The sequence below is a fragment of the Streptomyces sp. NBC_01304 genome (assembly GCF_035975855.1).
Classification (GTDB): Bacteria; Actinomycetota; Actinomycetes; order Streptomycetales; family Streptomycetaceae; genus Streptomyces.
Genome location: NZ_CP109055.1, coordinates 2,502,267 through 2,522,242 on the forward strand (window position 1 = coordinate 2,502,267; position 19,976 = coordinate 2,522,242).

Annotated in this window: 14 protein-coding genes and 1 pseudogene; 4 read left to right on the forward strand and 11 right to left on the reverse strand. The window is 65.0% G+C overall.

What is annotated here, in order from left to right:
- Positions 1 to 118: 118 nt before the first annotated feature.
- Positions 119 to 886, reverse strand: coding sequence for a transposase (locus OG430_RS10930; RefSeq protein WP_327352255.1), 768 nt, complete (start codon positions 884 to 886; stop codon positions 119 to 121).
- Positions 887 to 971: 85 nt separating this feature from the next.
- Between OG430_RS10930 and OG430_RS10935 the strand changes: the two genes are divergently transcribed.
- Positions 972 to 1,526 (forward strand): hypothetical protein, encoded by a 555-nt coding sequence (locus tag OG430_RS10935; protein WP_327352256.1) that lies wholly within the window; start codon positions 972 to 974, stop codon positions 1,524 to 1,526.
- 918 nt (positions 1,527 to 2,444) lie between these two features.
- On the opposite strand, the gene OG430_RS10940 is transcribed toward OG430_RS10935, so the two are convergent.
- The 4 genes from OG430_RS10940 to OG430_RS10955 all read right to left on the reverse strand — a co-directional run bounded on the left by OG430_RS10940 (position 2,445) and on the right by OG430_RS10955 (position 8,983).
- A complete protein-coding gene (locus tag OG430_RS10940) occupies positions 2,445 to 4,673 on the reverse strand; it encodes a DUF6571 family protein (protein WP_327352257.1) in 2,229 nt (742 codons plus the stop codon).
- 21 nt (positions 4,674 to 4,694) lie between these two features.
- Complete coding sequence (locus tag OG430_RS10945; RefSeq protein ID WP_327352258.1) at positions 4,695 to 5,117, reverse strand: hypothetical protein; 423 nt, start codon at positions 5,115 to 5,117, stop codon at positions 4,695 to 4,697.
- A 148-nt stretch (positions 5,118 to 5,265) separates the two neighbouring features.
- Positions 5,266 to 6,609 (reverse strand): type VII secretion-associated serine protease mycosin, encoded by a 1,344-nt coding sequence (gene mycP, locus OG430_RS10950; protein ID WP_327352259.1) that lies wholly within the window; start codon positions 6,607 to 6,609, stop codon positions 5,266 to 5,268.
- A gap of 1,861 nt (positions 6,610 to 8,470) precedes the next feature.
- Positions 8,471 to 8,983 (reverse strand): hypothetical protein, encoded by a 513-nt coding sequence (locus tag OG430_RS10955; RefSeq protein WP_327352260.1) that lies wholly within the window; start codon positions 8,981 to 8,983, stop codon positions 8,471 to 8,473.
- A gap of 1,196 nt (positions 8,984 to 10,179) precedes the next feature.
- Between OG430_RS10955 and OG430_RS10960 the strand changes: the two genes are divergently transcribed.
- Positions 10,180 to 10,884 (forward strand): hypothetical protein, encoded by a 705-nt coding sequence (locus OG430_RS10960; RefSeq protein WP_327352261.1) that lies wholly within the window; start codon positions 10,180 to 10,182, stop codon positions 10,882 to 10,884.
- Positions 10,875 to 11,795 carry a PfkB family carbohydrate kinase gene (locus tag OG430_RS10965; protein ID WP_327352262.1) on the forward strand — a complete coding sequence of 307 codons (921 nt, stop codon included), beginning with the start codon at positions 10,875 to 10,877 and terminating at the stop codon, positions 11,793 to 11,795. The genes OG430_RS10960 and OG430_RS10965 overlap by 10 nt, the downstream gene beginning before the upstream one ends.
- Here OG430_RS10965 and OG430_RS10970 read toward each other — a convergent pair.
- Entirely contained in the window at positions 11,776 to 12,411 is a 636-nt protein-coding gene (locus OG430_RS10970) for a nucleoside/nucleotide kinase family protein (RefSeq protein ID WP_327352263.1), read from the reverse strand. The two genes, OG430_RS10965 and OG430_RS10970, sit on opposite strands and share 20 nt — an antisense overlap.
- 194 nt (positions 12,412 to 12,605) lie before the next feature.
- The gene (locus OG430_RS10975; RefSeq protein ID WP_327352264.1) at positions 12,606 to 12,857 is read right to left on the reverse strand and encodes a hypothetical protein; all 252 of its coding nucleotides are present in this window, start codon (positions 12,855 to 12,857) and stop codon (positions 12,606 to 12,608) included.
- 278 nt (positions 12,858 to 13,135) lie between these two features.
- On the opposite strand from OG430_RS10975, the gene OG430_RS10980 reads away from it, so the two are divergent.
- The gene (locus OG430_RS10980; RefSeq protein WP_327352265.1) at positions 13,136 to 15,181 is read left to right on the forward strand and encodes a PE-PGRS family protein; all 2,046 of its coding nucleotides are present in this window, start codon (positions 13,136 to 13,138) and stop codon (positions 15,179 to 15,181) included.
- Here OG430_RS10980 and OG430_RS10985 read toward each other — a convergent pair.
- The 4 genes and pseudogenes from OG430_RS10985 to OG430_RS11000 form a co-directional block, all read right to left on the reverse strand.
- Positions 15,156 to 15,263: pseudogene (locus tag OG430_RS10985) on the reverse strand (peptide-methionine (R)-S-oxide reductase); the annotation flags it as partial. The gene OG430_RS10980 and the pseudogene OG430_RS10985 sit on opposite strands and share 26 nt — an antisense overlap.
- The gene (locus OG430_RS10990) at positions 15,247 to 16,620 is read right to left on the reverse strand and encodes a UvrD-helicase domain-containing protein (protein ID WP_327352266.1); all 1,374 of its coding nucleotides are present in this window, start codon (positions 16,618 to 16,620) and stop codon (positions 15,247 to 15,249) included. The gene OG430_RS10990 and the pseudogene OG430_RS10985, both read right to left, overlap by 17 nt.
- Before the next feature lie 192 nt (positions 16,621 to 16,812).
- Positions 16,813 to 16,971 (reverse strand): hypothetical protein, encoded by a 159-nt coding sequence (locus OG430_RS10995; RefSeq protein ID WP_327352267.1) that lies wholly within the window; start codon positions 16,969 to 16,971, stop codon positions 16,813 to 16,815.
- Between the two features lie 127 nt (positions 16,972 to 17,098).
- A complete protein-coding gene (locus OG430_RS11000) occupies positions 17,099 to 19,885 on the reverse strand; it encodes an ATP-dependent helicase (RefSeq protein WP_327352268.1) in 2,787 nt (928 codons plus the stop codon).
- Positions 19,886 to 19,976 lie beyond the last annotated feature (91 nt).

The following is a 19,976-nucleotide window of genomic DNA, read 5'->3' on the forward strand; positions in this document are numbered from 1 at the left end:
ACCTCTTCCACGACGCATTGGCTGCATGTTCGGATGACGGCACTTCCGACACTGAGACTTGTCCCGTAACGATCTTGGAGTCGGGAGGGGCAAGGTCGTTACGGGGCTACCCGTTCGTCTATCCGGCGAGGGCGAGGTTGTGCAGGCGGGCGACGCCGAGCATGGCGTGGTGTACTCCGTCGCCTTTGAGGCGGCAGTCTCGGAGGATCTTCCAGGTCTTCATGCGAACGAAGGTGTGCTCGACGGGAGCGCGGACCTGTTTGTGGGACGTGTTGTGCGCTTCTTTCCAGTCGGGCAGTGCTTCTCCCTTGTGGCGGCGGTGCGGCATGACGAGTCCGGTGCCTGGGTAGCCGCCATCGGCGATCGTCATGGTCTGCCCTACGGCAGCTTTCGCACCGGATTCCGCCCACGCCTTGCAGTCGTTGCGATTGCCTGGCAGAGGTCGGCCGATGATGACGACCAGGCGGCTATCTGCGTCGATGACCACTTGGTGGTTGGTTGAATACCGGTAGTTCTTCGACTGCTCGGCAATGGTGTGGTCGCGGGTGGGCACGAGGGTGCCGTCAACGATGAGCACGGTGTCCTTGCGGAACCGCTGGCGGGGCTGCAGCGCAAGCCGTGGGCCGAGGTGATTGATGACGCGGTCCGCAGCCGACTTGGAGACTCCGAACAGCGGGGCGAGCTGGCGGAGCGTCAAGTTCGTGCGCCAGTAGGACGCAACCAGCAACAGCCGGTCCTCCAAGGGCAGGCTCCATGGCCGGCCCCGGCGGACAGTGTTGGCCTCGTTGCGCCGCAGCACAGCCACCAACTTCGCGAACTCGCGCGGGCTCAGCCCGGTATACGGGGATATCCAGGACGGCCCCGACGCCGTGATCACACCAGCCACACCGGGATCATCACATCAGACGCCCGCCCATACGTTGTCGCAACTACGATTCCACAGCGCAGTTGATATTGAGCAGGGAGGGTTCATGAGCAGGCCACTGCTGTTCCTAGATGTGGACGGGCCGCTGAACCCCTACGCGGCCCAGCCCGAGAGACGTCCCGACGGCTACACCACACTCAGAGTGCCCCAGAAGAGCGGGACCCCAAGCGAACACACAGGACTCTCGGTCCGGCGGCGACCCTTGCGGGTTTGGCTCAACCCCGAGCACGGACAAGCCCTGATCCGGCTCAACTACGAACTGTGCTGGGCCACCACGTGGATGGACGAAGCCAACCGGTGGATCGCCCCAGTGCTCGACCTTCCCGAACTCCCCTTCGTCGACTTCGGCGACGCCCTGTTCCAAGAACGCCCCGACGGGATCCACTGGAAGACCGGCCCCCTAGTGGACTACGCCAACGGCCGTCCCTTCGCCTGGGTGGACGACGAGCAGAGCGACCTCGACGACGGATACGTAGCCGCCCACCACAAGGGCCCCGGGCTTCTCCACCACGTCAACCCGCGAATCGGACTGCGCGAGGACGACTTCCACACGCTCGCCGTCTTCGCTCGATCAATGGACACCGCGCAAGCCACCGGCTGAGCACGTCACCACCAGACAGCCCAGAACACGGTTCCGTGATCAATGCGGGACAAGCCTGAGCAAGGACGAAGCACTGGATACCAATCAGGGTTTCTCAACCTGCCGTGGTTGCCCACGACTTGGAGAGACTCATGGAGCGACGAAGCTTCTGGTACTCGGAGTTCACAACCAAGATTCATCGTACTGTCCGGGGCATCGAGGTATCTGCCCAACAACGCCCTGCCCCGGATACGTAAACGCCACGGCAAGTACGGGCTGATGGCTAAAGCTGATCCCGCATCACCATGAAGGGCTGTCTGGGAAAGCCGCGCCTCCCTTGCATTGCACAACATCCTTAGAGACTGCGCGCATCACCTGGGCGGCGAATCGTCCGAAATTACCTCTATCTGCAACGGTCGTTGTTACGGGAGGCACCTCGTAAACGGTCACTCTGATGATTCCTCGGCGAGGTGTAGATTCACTGGAGAATCTCTTAGGGCAGTCAATGATGAGCTCCGCTCCGTGACTGGACGAATACCCTCGTGAATCACCAAATCTGATCGCAGTGCTGCCAGGCGCGTTGGTATTCTCCTCTATCCGGGCCTTCACCGATTCAATAGTCGACGTGAATTTTGATTCCGCGAAGTGATCATAAGACACTGCAATAATCCGCCCCCCGGCGCTTAGGCGGCACGTGGGTGGCTTATTCGTCACCTCATTGAAATCCACCTCGCCCGAAACAGACTCCTGGAATTCTTTTCCTTTATCCGGCAGAAGCTTCGATACAACATCCCCCGGCAAAACTCGATCGCATACCCGGTTCGGGACAGCCACAGGGACCTCGCTAGCAGGCCAGAATCGCCATGCCGCAATTCCCGCTGCCATCACAAACAAGGCTAGGCCAATACACATGACCCATCGCTTCGAGCGTCCCATAGGTTACTGGTCCTCTTTCAGGTTTGGTTGCTGATTCGGCCCTTGGTCAAGCGAGACGCTCAGATCATAGTTGTATCTCATGTTGTCCCGTACGCTCGATGCTATGACATCCGCCTCCCCCTCACTCATACCTGCATGTATTGCCGAACTCTTAGCTGCGTCATATACAGCCTCCGCCGAACTGTCTAGCTGCTTGAGCCTGAAATCTTCCCGCTCCTTGTTCGCATCTTCGCTGGAGTCTCGCGAATAGTTTTCCACGGCGGCTTCACTGGCCTCCTCAACGCCCCAGCCGACAACATCCCCCACGACAGGAATCCAGCCGACGGCTGCATTAATGACCCTTCCAGTCCATTTATCAGATTCCTTGACGACGCTTTCATTGAATTCCTTGTCGGATGCAATTCGATCGTCAAATACAGCCTGGGTTCTTGATTCGGCCAAAATTCCAGCTATCTCGCCGCCGGGAGAGCTCATGCTCCGAGCTGCAGCTTCACGGAACGTTTCGGATATATCCTTGTCGGTCAAGGCGCCATGAATTAGTTCGGTGGTAACTGCTTGTTGGGAATTGATGATGGCTCCATAGGCTCGAGGATCTGTGCCTACGCCGCCCAGAAAATCACGCAGTACGCCGGTATTCAGGCTCCCAAGGTTCGCATTTTCACCGACCGTCTTGATCTCACTCTTACCGTTCAGGCCATCCTGCACATCGCGCATGTACTCCGCAGTGATGTTTCCAAGACTTTCACGGAGGGCGGACTTTTCGAGTAGTTCAGGACTTCCACCAAAGTGGTCCACAAGCTGGTAGACGAAAGCAGAGCTCTCAGCCGAGTGAGGCGGAAACGGGCCATCACTGTCGTACGGGCCGCCATAAGCTGCTGATTCCAAGGCATGCCCCAGGGCCTCCTTGCCAATGGGCTTGCCATCTTCCCAAAGGGGAACGCGTGCGTCGCCCCCGCCGCCGACCCCCGATACCCCAAGGTATGGATCGCCTGACAGTAGATAGTCCCAGTTGCTTAGTTCCTTCAGGGCGCCGTCTTCGCCCTTTCCGGTTGAGGCATTGAAAAACTCCAGGGAAGCCTGTGAGTTGTGGCCGAGGGCCTCTAGAAATCCGGCGAGTGGGTCATTGGCTTCGCCGGATGGAGGGTAGGACAAATTCTCTCCACCATGCCACGGGGGCACACCGAACCCACGCGAGCGCTCAAACTCTACGAGCTTCTTCCCGTAACTCTTAAGGAACCCAGAATCGAACTCGCCCTTCCCCATCAAGCTGCTCATAATTTGGAAACCATAAGGCGCTACCATGGGGATCCCACTGCCGGGGAACCTGGTGCTACCGGCAGCTACCATCTCCCGCTTCCAGGATTCCATCTCCGGGCTGCTGGCGTGGGTGGCGGTCGCGATCGTCATGCCAAGGCTGTCCTGGGTGTGTGCCAGGATTTTCCCTCGCACGTCTCCAGGGAACTCGGACGTCGCCAGCTCTTGCCAAAACTTAAGGGTGCCTGTCGCCCCAAGCTCAGTGGTGAGCCTTTCTGCAAACGCAGGGTTATCGTGCTGGGCAGCGAGCACGTCGTTGAAGCGCTCAAGTTCCTTGTCGCTCCAGTCGTCGACGTTCCCCTCGGCAATTTTCTTGGCCCAGTACTTTGCATCGGCTTCACCTTGCAGGAGATTCGCGTCGTCGACCCCCTGCATGAAAGTCTTTCCAAAGTCGTGTTCATTCTTGGCGAGGGCGCGCAGCGCCCGCGATGCTATGCGGTCAGTCTCGTCCGCTTCCTTCAAGATCCGGGCGATGTTCCGCTCGGCAGCCGCAAGTTGCTCCTTCGTCGGCCTGTCGGCGTCGCTACCTTCTCCCGCGACACCAGGAGGAGCCGAAGGCGGCTCCGCTCCCCCTTTGTCATTGATATAGATGTTGTTTTTCGTAGCATCAGAGATGGCGCGACTCAGCTCATCTTGATGCCGGATGAATACGGAATGCGTATCGCGGAGAATGACGTGGATGCTCCGGGCGGTCGTGACTGCATCGTCAAACTCCGATGCAGTCTTAGTGACAAACTTTCGCGATACAGTTGCGTTCACCCCTTCCCAAGATGCTTGTTCGGCCCGCGTCTTGAGGGCAACGCTGCCGCCTTCTCCGTTCGTCAGGACTTTCAACCTACGCGCGACTTCCTCCCAGTCGTCGATGGCAGCCTTAAGCTTTCCCAGGCGTAGGTTCAAAAGTTCCTGCATGCTGAGCATTTCTTGCCCCCGTGGCTTGGTCTACTTAAAGTACTGATTGATCCGCGAAGCCGAAATTGACGTGGCAACCTTGGCGTCCTCCTTGGCGCTCAACGCCCGGGTGTAGTCGAGGTGGTTTGAGATGTGTCCGCATGCATCTACAAGCGTTCTCGCCTTGGAGTTCCATGCATCGTTCAGTTCGGTGAGAGCCGTACCGACCTCCAACCCGTCGTTCAGCAGCTCGATGCCGGCGCTGAAGGAACTAGCCCTCGCGTGGTCAGAGTCAACTCTCAGACGCTCGCGCAAGTCGTACGCCATGGCGCCCAACTTGCCCAAATCGTCATCGCGCACAACCAGGTCTGCAGCGCCGCGACCCTCGACGGGAGCTACTTGATTGAGCTGCATCTGGGCAGAGTGTCGCTCTGCTGCATCAGCCTTCAGTTGGTTCCACTCGTCCCAAGCCATTCGTTCGGCTCCTTCCCCGTATGGACCGATGGATGGCCAAGGGCCAGGTCAACTTATAGAAGTGCTAGGACTGTTCACCAAGCGTTGCCTCGTCTTGGCTGCAGTGTTGTACGTCGGGTCTCTAACCGGGTGATCCACCTCGCCCAATCTACGGCTGGCGCCATTCATCTGAGTGTGATCGGAACTGCTCCTGCGAGATGGGCGGTTGCTGATACCCAGACCACGGCGCGGGCGGCACGGCAGGGGAGGCAGGCACAGGCTCCCGGCGACGACGGGCTCGTACGAGCGGGACGGCGATCCCAGCACCAAGGACGGCTGCCGCGCCCACTCCCAGGGCCAGCCAGAGCCCTGTGTTGCTGTCATCGTCGGAGGCAGAGCTAGCCGGCTTGGTTTCCTTGTTGTCCTGACTGTTGCCGGCGTCGTTGCCCTCAGCAGGCTGGGAAGCCTCGGAGGACGGGGCCTTGGGAGCTGCGGCCGCGAGGTCCGGGAGTGGATATTCGTCGGCTGGACCGGGGACACCAGGGGTCTTCAGCGCCACCAGAGGGCGTACGGCGCCGTAGCCCACATAGTCGTTGCGCTGCTTGCCGCTGGTCGGCTTGCCTGCAGTGTTCAGCATTACGCGTAGGACTTGGTTGTTGGTCCAGTCGGGGTGCTTGGACCAGATAAGAGCAGCGGTGGCGGAGGCCAGAGCGGTCGCGTCACTGGTGCCGTGCGACTTACAGAGACCCGTCTTGCCTCCGCATGCGTGCACGACGTCGTCACCGGGCGCCGACAGGTCGACCTGAGGACCCACCTGTGATTCTTCGGTCTTCTGCAGATTCTCACCGATCGCGCCGACGCCGACGACTCCAGGCGTGCCTGCGGGGTACTCCACGAATCTTGTTCCGTCGTTACCTGCGGAGGCAAAAATCAGTGTTCCCTTGTCCAGCGCGTACTTCACGGCATCGGACAACACCTGTGAGCCGCTAGCTGTCCCTTGGGAGATGTTGATCACTTTGATGCCACGATCAACCGCGTACCGGATCGAGAGAGCAAGCTGTCTGTTGAACGCCTTCTCCCCATCGGCCGCGACGTTCCCTCCCGCATGCACCCGGATCGGAACGATCTTCACGCCGGGGGCAAGTCCGAAGGCCCCGTCACCCCCGCCGCTCCTCCCCGTACCGGCAATCAGTCCGGCCATCCCTGTGCCATGCCCGGTGTAGTCGGTGTGCTCATTGCCCGCGTCCTTGGACGTGAAGTCTTTGCCGTCCAGGACCTGTCCGCGCAAGTCCGGGTTGTTGGGGTCTACCCCACTGTCGACAACTGCGACGGTAATCCCCTTGCCGGTACTGATCTCCCACACCTCCTCGGCCTTCATGGCCGTGAGGTGCCATTGCTGGGAGCGGATCGACTCGGCCTGCGCGGGTGCGGTAGCGATGCCCACCAGCAGCAGCGCTACCGCGCCGGAGAACACGATGCGGCGGCGACTTTTTCGTCTACTACTGGTGAACATCAGTCTTCCCTCATTGCCGTACACATCTCTGCAACACCTGAGCAAGTCAGTCGATGACCGGAGGCGCCACACGTCGGGTGCCCTGCTGCCAGGTTTCCTCGTCCTCGGTGAGGTAGTCAGGACGCAGCCCCTGGTCCTCGTCGCGGCGTGACCCCGAGGGCCGAGTGCCTGACGGCACTGCCGCGCCGCCACGCCCCATTGGCGCGCCGCCCTGGGCCCCGGACCCGCTCGCACCCCGGACCAGCCCTGCTCCCCCCGGCGTGAAGGAGCGTCCGCTTACCTCGCCTGTCTGCTGCCTCGGCCGCCCGCCTACGATGCCGCCGATCTCTCCAGCCCCACGCCGGGCACCCGCTGCACCACGCTGGCTGGCGGATCCCGAACCGCTACCGCGCACGGGCCCGGACCCGCCAACAGGCGCGGGACGCCCCACACCCCCGGCACCTGTCTGCTGCGGACGGCCGCCCACGATGCCGCCGTTCTCTCCTGCCACACGACGGCCGCCACTCATACCGCCTTGTCCCGTGACGCCCCTAGCGACAGGAGCACTAGGCCTCGCAGCACTGCGACCCGGCGTTCCCTCCGTGCCCACTACTGTGCCGCGCGGCATACCTCCGCTGGGCCGGCCCGAGGAGGGTGGGACAGGGCGGCCGCCCACAATCCCGCTCCGCTCCGGTGGGCGCCCTATGGGCGTCGATCCAGTTCGGCCCTGACCAGGCAGACCCTGAGGACGGCCGCTTACTGGCGCTCGCCCACCAGTCGAAGTAGGAGGCGTCTGTGTGCCTCCGCCGTAGTTGGGCGGAACCAAACCTGGTGGCAAGCCACCGCCCCCGTCCGGCCTTCCTGCAGGAGGAGCGCCGGGCGTAGGCCCGGGCCCCGGAGCAGTCGGCGACTCCGGCAGCACACCCACACTGTCGATCCCAGTAGACACCGGAGTTTCTGGCCGAGAGGCAGACACACCCGAGCCTCCGGCCGCGGTACCGCCGCCCGCGCCACCAGCAGAACCGGCGCCGCTATCCACGGCGCCTGCGGAATCAGGCGCAACGCCTCTGGAGGAGGGAGCTACGCCGCCACCGGACTCAACCCCGCCGTCCCCAGCACCTGAACGCGACACATCCAGGGAATCATTGCGGTCTCCAGCAGGCGGCATCACCGCCTTCGGCGGCGGCGGAAACACTGGCCGCTCCAGCCCTTCCATCCGCTCCGCAGACTGCTGATACGACTGCTCGAGCTTCCGCATCTGCCGGGCGGCCTCCTGCCGCTGCCCCTCCCGGTACGCCTTGATCTCCTCGATCTCCCGCGCCGCATCCTTCCCCGCAGCCGCAGCCTTGGCGTCCTTAGGCTTGGCATCCGCAGCGTCCACGTTCGCCTGAGCGGCTGCCATTTGCGTCTGGCCCGCCTTGTGGTCCCGCGGGATCGCTGCCTGCGCCTCGGCGATCGCCCCGGCCGCCTCGTCCAGGCGGCGCGACGCGTCTCCACCGTATTCAGCCAGCCTCAGTGCCGAGTTGGCCAAGTCGCCGCTCCAGTCGCGGAATGCCTGGGCGCCCTCGCCCTTCCACTGCACCCACTGCGGCCGCGTCTTGAGCTCATCTGCGGCCTTCTTCACCTCATCGGCGACAGCCCGCAGCTTGGCCGCGGCGGCCGACACAGTGCCGCTGTTCGCCTGATCCAGCCACGCCAGCATGTCCTCATGTGACATGCCCTCGAACGGCGTTGAGCCGCCACTCCCCTTGCCGGCCATCTGCTGGCCCTCCCTCAGTCCCCGTGAAATCCGTGATCTCCGTGTTGCGCATCGCCCGCGTGCTGCGGGCGATGTCATGCTCCACGCGGTCCGCGCCACACCCACGCTGGACCGATCGTGCGGTCAGGCCAGACCCGAGGCACCTGCCGTGTCGCCGCCCGGCTGGCCCGTTCCTGCACCGGCATCGGACACGCCCGGCTCGTATGCGCCGCCGTAATGCTTGGTCGCATTCCGGCCGATCGCGAGCATCCGTTCCCGGACCTCGGCCTCGACGTTCTCGTAGCCCTTGTGCGAGGCCATCACCGCGATGCTCATGCCCTCGATGGAGTCCGACATCAGCTTGGAGAGCTGTTCCAACTCGGTAATCACCGTCTGGTACGAACCGAACAGGCCGCTGGCTCCGACCCAACCGTCGCCACCGCCGCCGAAGTTCGTCCGTGTCATGGCGTCCTGACCCACTTGCTTCGGGTCGGCAGGGGACTCCTTCAGTTCACGGAGCAACTCATCGATACGGTCGCGGAACTTCGTGAAGGACGTCAGCTCGGTCATGACGTCACCGACAGCCGAAGCAGCGAAGGAAAGCCCTCCGCCCATTGCCCCTGCCAAACCCGCGTTGATCGGAACGTCGTCCGCCACAGCATCCTCCCCGTTAGCCAAAGCGTCAGGTTTCACTGTAGCCACGGGCACTGACAACTTGCACGTGTTCATTGCAGGTGCAAGTGAGCACACAAGGACACAAGCCGGGCAGAGTCGGTCGCAACCGACCGTCACGACTTAGTGACAGCCACCTCGCCACAGCATCGCTGATGGCCGAATATCACGCCTGCCGACAGCCCTCACGGGCGGTCGGCATGGGCCTACTGAATCTCCCTCGCGAACGAACTTGCTGGCCAATTCGCAAGAGCATGGGGAGTTGGCCGCGGAGCGAGGGATAGCTCCAGAGGGCCCTTGATCGCATGGAAGCTGCGGACGAGGTGGTCGCGAACACCTGGCACGCTGACACCCAACAGCGCGTCTCTCACGTGGGGGCACTTGCTGCGAGGTCGGAGCATGCACCGAGATACCGCCCGCCCAGCTGGGCGGGCGGTAGCCTGTTCCTCACGTCGCTCGCATCCGGACGCATGACCGTGTTCGACCTTCCGCGCATGCGGTACGCGGCTGGGCCGCTTTGCCCCTGCAGTGGGGTGCTCAGATCGTCGTGGCTGTACTGCTCGTGACCGCCGTACCGGTCGGCTGGCCTGGGCACACTCCAATCTGACGGTCAAACCCACGAGTTGCTGCTGGCGACCTTCGCGGCCGTGCTCCGCACCAGCCGCGCGCCTGGTCGCTGTCACACGATGCGTTCCGCACGGCATGGCCGGTCACAGTCCAACTGAGCTTCAGGCTCCGTGGACCGGCATCTGGTGGAGGATCTTTCCCTCCCACTCCGCACACCCCACGAGCGGCAGCTATGCCTGGTGCTGGCGAGGCGGGGCCAGTGGGTCTGGGTTTGCTGGCGCGGAGTGAGGGGTTACGGGGCCAGGTGGCGCAGCGCCATATGCGTCTCGCGAAATGCGACTCCACTGGCCATACACGGCGTGATCCGTGAACAGCCTTGCAGCGCACGGGAGTTCTATCAGATTGTGTTCCCCTTACAGCCGCTAGCAGGGCCGGTCGGGGGCGACAAGAAGCGTGCGTAGATCACGGAATCCCAGAGCCATTCTGGATCTAACGGGTCTGGCGATCGCGGCCGTCCTCTACGTCGCATCGGTACAAACCAAAGAACCACTACAAGATCTCTTGGTCGGCGTGGCCCCCTGGTTCGTCTTCGCCGCATCCTTGACCTGCTGGTCGTGGCCCAAAGTCGTGCGGTCAGCCGCAGTCGTGTGCGTTTCTTCGGCGACGAACTCGTGCACCAGGAAACGACGCTGGTCTACCCGGACTTCGTGCTGCACGAGGACGTCAGAGAGACGCTCTCCTCGCACAACCAGCAGCTCATCTATCAGCGGCCACAGTCGCGATTCACGGGGATGGCCGTGCACCGGATCGACGTACCCAGCCTGGTGGCCTCCAACGACATCCAGTCACTGCTCTACGTCTCCAGCCTCTTCGACAGCAACGCCGACTCCCCCAACGTCATGCTGGCCGACGGGAAGATCCTCGAGGACTGCGACCGCAGCTTCATCAGCTTCGGGCTGACGAGCAACGACTGCACCCACCTCTATCTGCACGACGCGCCCAACCCGTTGTTCAGCGTCGTGGAGGACGACCAGGGCTCGGAGTACGTAAGACTGCGCAATGGGCATGAGTACCGGTCGACGGACCAACGGCAATACGGAGTCATACTCCACCATGCACCGGATCGAGACGACGCACCCGAGCGGCGCTGGATGTTGGTTGCCGGTCTCGGTCCCGTGGGAACCACAGACGCGGGCTGGTATCTGGCCCGCGCTCGCCAAGCAGGTCCCGCACGATCAGGACTTCGTGGCGGTCGTGGCAGTGGGCTCCTACACGGACCGGACGCCGAGACTGAAAGAGGTACTGACCAGTGCCACTAACGGCAACACCCCCTAAAGGTCTGTTCGTCGGGCTGTGCACGCTGGATGTGATCCAGCTGGTGGATCACATCCCGGCCTCCAACGAGAAGATCGTTGCTACGCGCCAGACGGTCGCAGCCGGCGGGCCGGCCGCTAACGCCGCCGCCACCTTCAGCCACCTTGGGGGCGAGGCCACGTTGCTGACTGGGCTGGGACAGCATGCGCTGACCGCGGGCATCACCGGGGACCTAGACTCTCTGGGCGTACGGATCGTGGACCTGTCCCCGCACCGCGCGGAGCCGCCCACGGTCTCGAGCATCCTTGTCACGGCGGCAACAGGAGACCGGGCAGTGTCCTCGGTGAACGCGATCGGCGCGAAGCTCGAAGCACCGTCGGTGCTCTCAGCGCTCCTTGACGGCATCGAGGTTGTCGAGTTCGACGGGCACCACATGGATCTCGCCGTCCGCGTGGCCAAGGAAGCGCGGAGCGCCGACATCCTGACCGTGTTCGACGGCGGGAGTTGGAAGCCCGGCACCGAGCAGCTGCTGCCGTTCATCGATGTGGCCCTGTGCTCGGCGAACTTCCATCCGCCGGGCACCATGTCTCCGCAGGACGTGTTGGAGTACTTGCAGGCTGCGGGCGTGCAATGGGCGGCGATCAGTCACGGCCCCGACCCCATCGAGTGGACCGGGACGGGCGGCAGCGGCTCCACCGACGTACCCAAGGCCGAGGTGATGGACACGTTGGGGGCGGGCGACATCCTGCACGGCGCACTGGCCTACCACCTGCGCGGCACACGCCACCCCTCCGCGACCTGTCTGCAAGCCGCGCTGCAGGAAGCCGGCGCGGTGGCGTCACGGGCCTGTGCGGCTTTTGGGACCAGGACCTGGATGGAGGACAGCGCTCCTCTACCTAGTACGGGCCGGATCTGACCACTCGCGAGCAACGCCGACGGGATTCCTTTACTAGTTCGCCATTGGGTCGGTCGTTGCTCACGACCCAGGCCTGAGCCTGTTCAGGCGACTTCCCGGCGGCGACTTGTCGTGCCGCGAGGCGTGCCTCACGTACGGCATCAGGAGCATCGACGTACCACAACTCGTGAAGCACGGACCGGATATCACGCCAGACGGGCTCGTCGCTCGCCAGGTAGTTGCCCTCGGTGATGACCAGCTTGGTCTCCGGCAGGACCACCAGGCCCGCTGCGACGGCTTCATGCAGGGCACGGTCGTAGTCCGGGACGTACACGGCGTGGTCCGATTCCGTCAGGACCCTGCGCAGCAGCGCCAGATAGCCATGGATGTCGAAGCTGGGCGGGGAACCCTTACGGCTGCGCAGGCCTAGGCGGTCCAGCTGCCGATTGGACAGATGGAAGCCGTCCATGGGCAGATACGCCGCGGCGTTCTCCCCCAGCCGCTCGTTGACGCCAGCCACAAGACCTTTCGCAAGCGTGCTCTTGCCAGCGGCAGGCGCTCCGGCAAGACCGAGCATGCATCTCGGGTTGGCGCTCTCGGCGAAGGCGACAGCATCAGCGATCAAGTCGTCGGTCACTGGGCCACGCTAACCGGTGACCCGCTGGGGTGGGGGTCAGAGAGTACAAACCGAGCTCCGTTGCCGATCAGCTTGAAGCAGGGCGCGTGCTCAGCGCGTTGGGACCTGTCCGGTGGCGATGCCGCCCCGAGAAGGCGGTGCACTTCCGGACCGGATCTCACTCCGCGTCGCTCTCGCCCCGTGGGCAGTGCCTGTCAGCCGCACGGCGGGTCGATGGGAACCCTGCACCGCACCTGCTTCCCGATCGCCGACCGGCACACGTGCCAGCCGGGCGCGAGCAGATCGACCAGGCCGAGCCCTCGTCCGGCTTCCGCTTCCGCGCTGTCGAGTGCTACCGCTCGGCGCCGGGGCAGCGCGCCGGGGTCTGGGGCGTGCACGTTCACCGCGATGCCGTACGAAGTTACGTACACCTCCACGACCAGCCGGTACATGCTCCCCGCAGGCACGCACCGAGTTGCCGACGAGCTCGGAGTGGACGAGCTGCGCGGAGTCGACGGCAGCGGCCTCGACGCCCCGTGCGCCAGTCGCCGCTCAGCGCGTGAAACCGGTCGCGCCGCAATGCGTTCCCAGGAGTTGGACCCCAGCCTCCGGCTTGATGCTCTGCGGGCAGCCCCAGAAGTGATGGCACACCCATCATGACAGATCAAGGGTGTCCTTACCTAGGACGAACGGCACAGCCCAGCAAGCTTGTTCGGGGTGCTCGCCCGTTCCCAGAATCGACGTCATGAATGACTCTCGGGACGCCGACCGCTACATCACACCACGGGAAAGGGCCGACGCGATTCTCGCCGAGGCGGGCCTGGAGTACGCGGGCGGCTGGGGCGCCGGCTTCAACGTCCTCCCCACCTATGCTGCGCTGCGGCCGATCGCAGCCGGAGACACTGTGCCCACCTCCGTCGTTCGGCTGGACGTCGCCGAGCCGTTCGCCGACACCGACGCGGAATGGTTCCGCCTTGCCACCGCGCACGGACTGTTCGGCGAGGACGGGGGTTTCCTGGTCACGTTGGGGGACGGCGGCTGGTTCCGCGTCCGGCTCGGGGAACAGTGGCGGCTCGCGGACGTCCTGCGGAACCAGCCCCGCAACCCTGAGTTCATGACGATCTCCCCTGACGGGAAGAGGCTGATCGGCGTCACCACGGAGGAGTACGAGATCTGGCTGATCATGGTCGAGGATGTCCCTGCGTACCGGGAACAACGGGCTCTGGGACTGGCGCGGGAGGAGAGCGAGGAGGAGCGGGAGGCGGCCTGGGACGGGCTGTTCGGCAGGCCCCGGATTTCGCCGCGGACACGGGAGCGGTGGGAGGTCGGGCTCCCGTACAACGCCGCTCTGCCCGACGACCTCAAGCTCGACCTCGTCATACGCACCCAGAGGTTCTACGGCCGCCAACTGCCCGCCGACCTGATCGACCAGCTGCTCGTCCACCCGGACTGGAAGATGCGCAGCGGCGTGGTCGACACCGGCTCCAACCAGCTGACCCCCGAGCAGTGGAGCCGCCTCGTCCTCGCCGAGGAAGGCGACCGCCGCCGCTGGGTCCTGGTCAGCGTCGCCGTCGATTACCGCGCGACGTTCACCTCCGCCGCCTACGAGCGCCTCGCCGCCGATCCCGTCCCGCGCGTCCGTGCCGAGACCGCCTCACTGACCGGCTTGCCGACTGCCTTGGCCCGCGCCCTCGTCACCGACCCCGAGCCTCATGTCCGGCAGCGTGCCTGCGCAGCCGCCTGGCCGGACCTCGACGCCGACGAGCGCCGCGCGCTCTTCACCGACGCCGACTCCGGCGTCCGCGCCGCCGCCCGCCGGCTGCACCACCGCGAACACCCGGTCCCGCTCGCCGTGTTCGAGAGCGGCGACCTCGGCGACGCCGCCCGCATCGTCACCGACTCCGTCCTCGAACCGGAACTGGCCCGCCACCTGTCCCGGCACCCGGACGCCGCCCTGCGCCGCGCCCTCGCCGACAACCTCCACCTGACCCCGGCCCTGATCGCCGTACTGGCCGAGGACCCCAAACCGTCCGTCCGGAGCACCCTCGCGCTGCGCCCGGACATCTCCGAGGCCCAACGGGCCACCATCTCCTACGACTTCGACCCATCGGGCCACTACCACACCCTCCCGTGGGTCCACGCCCTCCACGACGACCCCGAAGCCATGCGCCGACTCTCCGCCTCCCCCCACCCCCTCATCCGCCGCTCCGCCGCCCGCGCCCGCCACCTCCCGCCGGACGTCGTCGACCGACTCGCCCACGACAAGGACCGCGTCGTCCACCTCTTCCTCGCCGAGTCCTGCGACGACGCCCCACCCTGGATGCTGCTCCAGGTCTGGCACTGGTGGAACGGCAGCCTCTCCTCCCCCGGCCGCCCCCGCACCCACCCCAACTTCCCCCGCACCGACCTCCTCAAGTACGCCGACGACCCCAACCCCCGACTGCGCCAACTCGCCCTGGACGATCCGGACTCCACCCCCGAACTCGTCGAACGCTTCACCCACGACCCGCACCACGAGGTCCGCTTCCGCGCCGCCGACGACCCCCGCCTGAGCCGCCTGGGCGCGATCCGCCTCCTCGACGACCCCAACCGCTCCGTCCGCTGGGCCGCCACCCAAAGCCCCCGCCTTCCCGCCCGCGTCCTGGTCACCCTCCTCCGCGAACGCCACACCGCCGAACACGCCGCCCAGAACACGGCGATCCCGCCCTGCATCATCCGAAGGATGGCCGAGCCGGATCAGGATGCGCCGAAGGAAGGCACCGGAGTCACTCCCCGCCCGGAACCAGCCTGAGCGAGATCGAGTTGATGCAATACCGCCGATCAGTCGACGTCGGATACCCCTCACCCTCGAAGAGATCACCCAGATGGGACCCAATACTTCGCGCAATGGAGGTGCTCGACCGCCCGGCCGACTTGATCGTCGCCGTCGATTTCCTTCGCGTTCAGAGCATCCTCCAGGTCCTCGGGCGAAGCGAGGAGGTCATACAGGACCTCCCGGCCCGTCAGCGCGGGGCATATCTCTTTGAGTAGTTCCTGCACCTCGCGGAGCGCCGCGACCCGGGGAAAATAGTTGTCGTCAGCTGGGCCGGGGAGGGTGCCAACGTACGCGTCGGTAAACAGCTGGACGATCCGCTGGATGCAGCCCTCACGGCGAGTCAGGTACGGGCTCTTCCGAGTGAACGCCGCGACGGCGATGGCGGATATGTCCTCTACAGGCACCACTACCTCACGGCGGTTGAGCTCGAAGATGAAGACCGGCCCGTCGATGATGACCGTGAGTTGTTCCACCGCAGTCCGGGGCCGGTTGTCAACGGCTCTCCGGAGTACGTCCGCTATTCGCGCATCCGACTTCAGCACCGCCACCGCGTCTTCATCGTGCTTCGCCTTCGCTGCGTCCCAGAGCGCGGGGAACTCCAGCATGGTCATGCCACGGGCGCCAAGCTCGTCGAGCGCCGTGCCCACATATTCGAGGAATCCCCGGTTGGGGCCAACGATCAAGATGTCCTGGGCTGAGTTGTGCTCGTTGTGCAATAGCCAGGTGACCCGGTGTACTCCGACTGCGGTCTTGCCCGTGCCGGGTCCACCCTGGATTACCAGCACGCCGGAGGGTCGGGCTCCGACCAGGCGAAGCTGTTCCCGCTGGATGGTCTCGACGATGTCGTGCATGGAGCCATCGCGGGCCCGGTCCAGCTCCGCCAGGAGCGGATCTCGCCACTCAGGCTCCGAGTCTTCGAGAGACGTTGCTTCCTCACCAGCCGTGAACTGAGGATCAGTCCCATGGACGTCTAGGTAGCTCTGCACCTTTCGTGACCTGCAAGTGAGTCGGCGAAGAAGGCCAACTTCCTCAGGATTCTGCTCGTCCGTCTCCTGCCATCTCATCGCGGCAGGAGTGGACCAGAGCACGACGACGCGATTGCCCTCGGCATCGTTGATCCCGCGTCGCCCTATATAGAACTTCTCGCGCTCATCCCCGTCCACGACATCGGCCCGCGCGGTGACGAGCGCTCGACCCCTGAGGTCGAGCGCTTCGATCTTCCGGTCGAAGCTCTCCCGTAGGGTGATCGAGTCCTTGCCACTCGCCGCAGCATCCGCGCCACGGTCCTTCACAGCCTCGGTCAGCGTGCGCTCCAGGCATGCATAGGCGTGGTCGACCGCCTCCTGCTCCGCTGCGATCACGGCCTGACGATGAGATTTCTTCCCCATTCGTTCGCGCCCACTCCAGGTCGTCATCCATCGGCTCTTCGTCAGCTTCTCGGTCGAGGGCTAGCAGCCCGAGCAGTTGAGGTCACTGTGCATGGCGATGGCACAGTCATTTACACGCTACCTGGCACGCTGGACATCCCTGAGGCGAAGCCACCCTTCGGACAGCACACCGGGCCTGCGGGAGCCGCTCTCGCCCACCGGGCTAGAGCGACAGGAAGGTCAGTTCTGGTCGCCGAGATTGTTGCGGCGAAGGCGCCGCGACGTGCCAAGGCGGCGGCGTACCGATGCGGGGTCCTTCGCCGAGCGGCCGGTGCCGCGCAGCTTGTGGGGCTTGCAGATGCGGCAGCCCTTCCAGCGGCGGTGCGGTGAGTGCGCCATGATGCGTTGTCCTCTCCCAGACGCCCCGCCTTGGGGCCGTCTGGGTCGAACACGAGCAGTGGCAACGTGCGGCGGGTCTGCATGGCGTGAGTCCTTTCCTGCTCATGAGTGGCAGAGGAGCCCTTTGTCAGGGCTTGTCGCGGCAGATCGCCGCGAAGTCGCAGGTGGCGCAGGTGGTGCACCAGGTGCGCAGACGGGGCAGGTTGTTGTCGCGCAGGGCCTGGCCGGCGGCGTCGACCTTGGTGCCGATGGAGGCGAGCAGGTCGTCGCTCACGAGGTCGCGGGTGCTTTGGGAGCCGGGGTCGAGGTTGACGACTTCGACGAGGTCGGGGCGGTCGCCGGTGAGTTCGTGGTAGCCGAGGGCATAGATGTGGAGCTGGTCGCGGGTGACGTCCTCGGCCTGGGCGCGCTCGCTGGACTTGAAGTCGACGACCGAGACCTCGTCGGTGTCCAGCCGGCGGATCAGGTCGATGCGGCCGTTGACGGTGACGCCGGGCGCGACGTGCACCTCGACCGGCTGCTCCGAGTATTCGCTCAGGTGCAGCGTCGCCTGGTTGTCCCGCAGGTAGCGGCGGATCGCGCCGACGGCGGCCGTGCGCAGCTGCTCGTGCAGTACGGGGTTGGCGAACGGGGTGTTGAGGTGGCGGTCGACGAGCTGTTCCACCTCGTCCTTACTTACGTAGTCGCCCTCGATGGCCCGCTTATGGACTTCGGCGAGGACGTCGTGCAGAGACTTGCCATAGCCGAGCTCCTTCTGCAGCGGGCTGTCGAAGCCGTACAGGAAGCGGAGCTTGAACTGGTAGGGGCACTCGAAGAGGTACTTGAGCTCGCTGAAGCTGAGCACCACGTCCGGGGTGTCCTGCTTGGGCCGCGGCGGCAGCCGGTCGATGTCCGCGGCGGGCGGTTCGGTGGTGAGGACGTACGGGTTGCGGGTGGCTTCCAGGAAGTAGTCGGACTTGCGGGCGTACAGGTTGCCCTTACCCGGCGAGAAGGAGAGGGCCAGGTACTTCTGGGCGCGGGTGACCGCCACGTACAGCAGGCGTCGCTCGTCCTCCTCACTGCCGCGGTAGCGGTCCGCGTCCGCCACGGCCTGCTGCGGAATGACGTGGAAGACGTTCAGGCCGCCGTGGCGCTTGCCGGGGAAGCGGTTGCGGCGCAGCGCGGGGACGAACACGGCCGGCCACTGCATGCCCTTGGCCTGATGGACGGTCGCGATGACGACGGCATCAGGGCGGGCGTAGCCGGCGTCGGCGGCGCTCTCCTCGTAGTAGGTGGGTGCCTGGTACGTCAGCCAGGCCGCGAAGTCCTCGGCCTTCTGCGCGGGTTCGCTCTTGAACTGGATGCGCTCGAAGTCGTTGATGGCGGTGCTGAACCGGCCCAGGTTATAGAAGACCAGCTCACCGCGGTCGGCATCGGTGGATGAGGGGACGCGCTCCTCGCGCAGCCCGGTCTCGGCGAGGAAGTCGAGGTAGGTGCGCTGCAGGTTGTACGTGTCCCAGGGGCGCGACTCGTCCGTCGCATCCGTCCCGTCCGGCGTGTGCCAGTCGTCAAGCACCTTGATGCCCCGCCGTACGTCGTCCACGCTCAGGCCAACATCGGCCGTCAGCCAGGCCTCCTCCACCTCGCTCGCCTCGACACGACCTGCGACGTACTCGAAGCAGCTGACCGCGGCCTTGACCTCGGGAGTCTCGAACAGACGAGCCAACCCCTTGATCACATACGGGATTCCGCGCCGGCGCAGCTCGGCCACCAGCTGACCCGCATCCCCGGACACGCTACGGAAGAGCACCGCGCAGTCGGACCAGCTCATGCCGCGCGGCTCCGCGCCAGGGGAATCGGTGAACGGCGTCCCTCGCAGCGCGGCGATCCGGTCGCAGATCCAGGCCGCCTCGTCGTCCGGGGTGGTGAAGTCCACGGCGAGCAAGTCCCCGCGCTCGAAGCGCTGATGGCCTGCGGCCGTCATCTGCTTGGGCAGCCGGTGGCCGTCGGGGATGTGCTCGGCAATCGAGCGGCCCAGGTCCACGATGGCCGGGCTGGAGCGGAAGTTGTCGTCCAGGGTGACCCGGGCCACGTCGGGGTAGCGGCCGGCGAAGGTGAGGATGTTGTCGACCGCGCTGCCGCGCCACTGGTAGATGGTCTGGTCGTCGTCGCCGACCACGCACAGGTTCGCGCCGAACTGGGCGAGTCCCTGGATCAGGCGCTCCTGGATCGGGTTGCTGTCCTGGTACTCGTCGACCACCACGTAGCGCACGGTGTCCCGTACGTGCTGCCGGGCACCGACGACCGCGTCGTCCTCCGCGTCCTCGAGCAGTTCCACCGCACGGCGCAGCACCTCGGTGAAGTCGAAGTACCGGTGCTCGGCGAGCAGTTCGCGGTAGGCGCTCAGGCCGCCGCTCACCTCCTCGGGGAGTTCGGTGGTATCCACCTCATCCTCTCGCAGGATGCTCAGAACCTGCTGGTAAAGCCGCGAGTGCACGTACCTGCGCAGCGGCTGGCGTCCCTTGGTGGCGGTGGTGGCGTGCACCGACGTGAGACCGCTGCGCGTGCTGTTGCGGTCGATCAGCAGCCGGTTCTGTACGTCGGAGAGGACCGCGTACTTGAAGGTCTCCGGCACGTGGGTCTGCAGCAGGCTCAGTGCGTACCCATGCATGGTGCCGACGTACATCTCCGCGAGACCGGGCACCTCCCCGAGCTGCTGACGTACCCGCGCCGCGATCCGCTCCTTGAGCTCGGCTGCCGCCTTGTCCGTGAAGGTGAAGGCCACGACGTTCCGCGGATGCACACCTGGACGTTTCAAGATCTCGACAGTGCGCTGCGCGACGACCTCGGTCTTGCCGGAACCAGCGCAGGCGACCAGGAGGAGGTGCTGGTTGACGGTGGATATTGCCTGCTGCTGAGAGGGGGTGAGGTGCATGAGCACTCCTTAGGTGACGTGGGATCTCGGTGCGGTGCGCAGCGCGGTCGACGACCCCAGAGCACCAGTGGAAGCATTACGAGAGAAGCAG

Bases quoted from the DNA above. Each gene is read 5' to 3' on its own strand.
- OG430_RS11000 (WP_327352268.1), bottom strand. From the start codon at position 19,885: ATGCACCTCACCCCCTCTCAGCAGCAGGCAATATCCACCGTCAACCAG.
- OG430_RS10995 (WP_327352267.1), bottom strand. From the start codon at position 16,971: ATGGCGCACTCACCGCACCGCCGCTGGAAGGGCTGCCGCATCTGCAAG.
- OG430_RS10945 (WP_327352258.1), bottom strand. From the start codon at position 5,117: ATGGCTTGGGACGAGTGGAACCAACTGAAGGCTGATGCAGCAGAGCGA.
- mycP (WP_327352259.1), bottom strand. From the start codon at position 6,609: ATGTTCACCAGTAGTAGACGAAAAAGTCGCCGCCGCATCGTGTTCTCC.
- OG430_RS10935 (WP_327352256.1), top strand. From the start codon at position 972: ATGAGCAGGCCACTGCTGTTCCTAGATGTGGACGGGCCGCTGAACCCC.
- OG430_RS10980 (WP_327352265.1), top strand. From the start codon at position 13,136: ATGAATGACTCTCGGGACGCCGACCGCTACATCACACCACGGGAAAGG.
- OG430_RS10990 (WP_327352266.1), bottom strand. From the start codon at position 16,620: ATGACGACCTGGAGTGGGCGCGAACGAATGGGGAAGAAATCTCATCGT.
- OG430_RS10940 (WP_327352257.1), bottom strand. From the start codon at position 4,673: ATGCTCAGCATGCAGGAACTTTTGAACCTACGCCTGGGAAAGCTTAAG.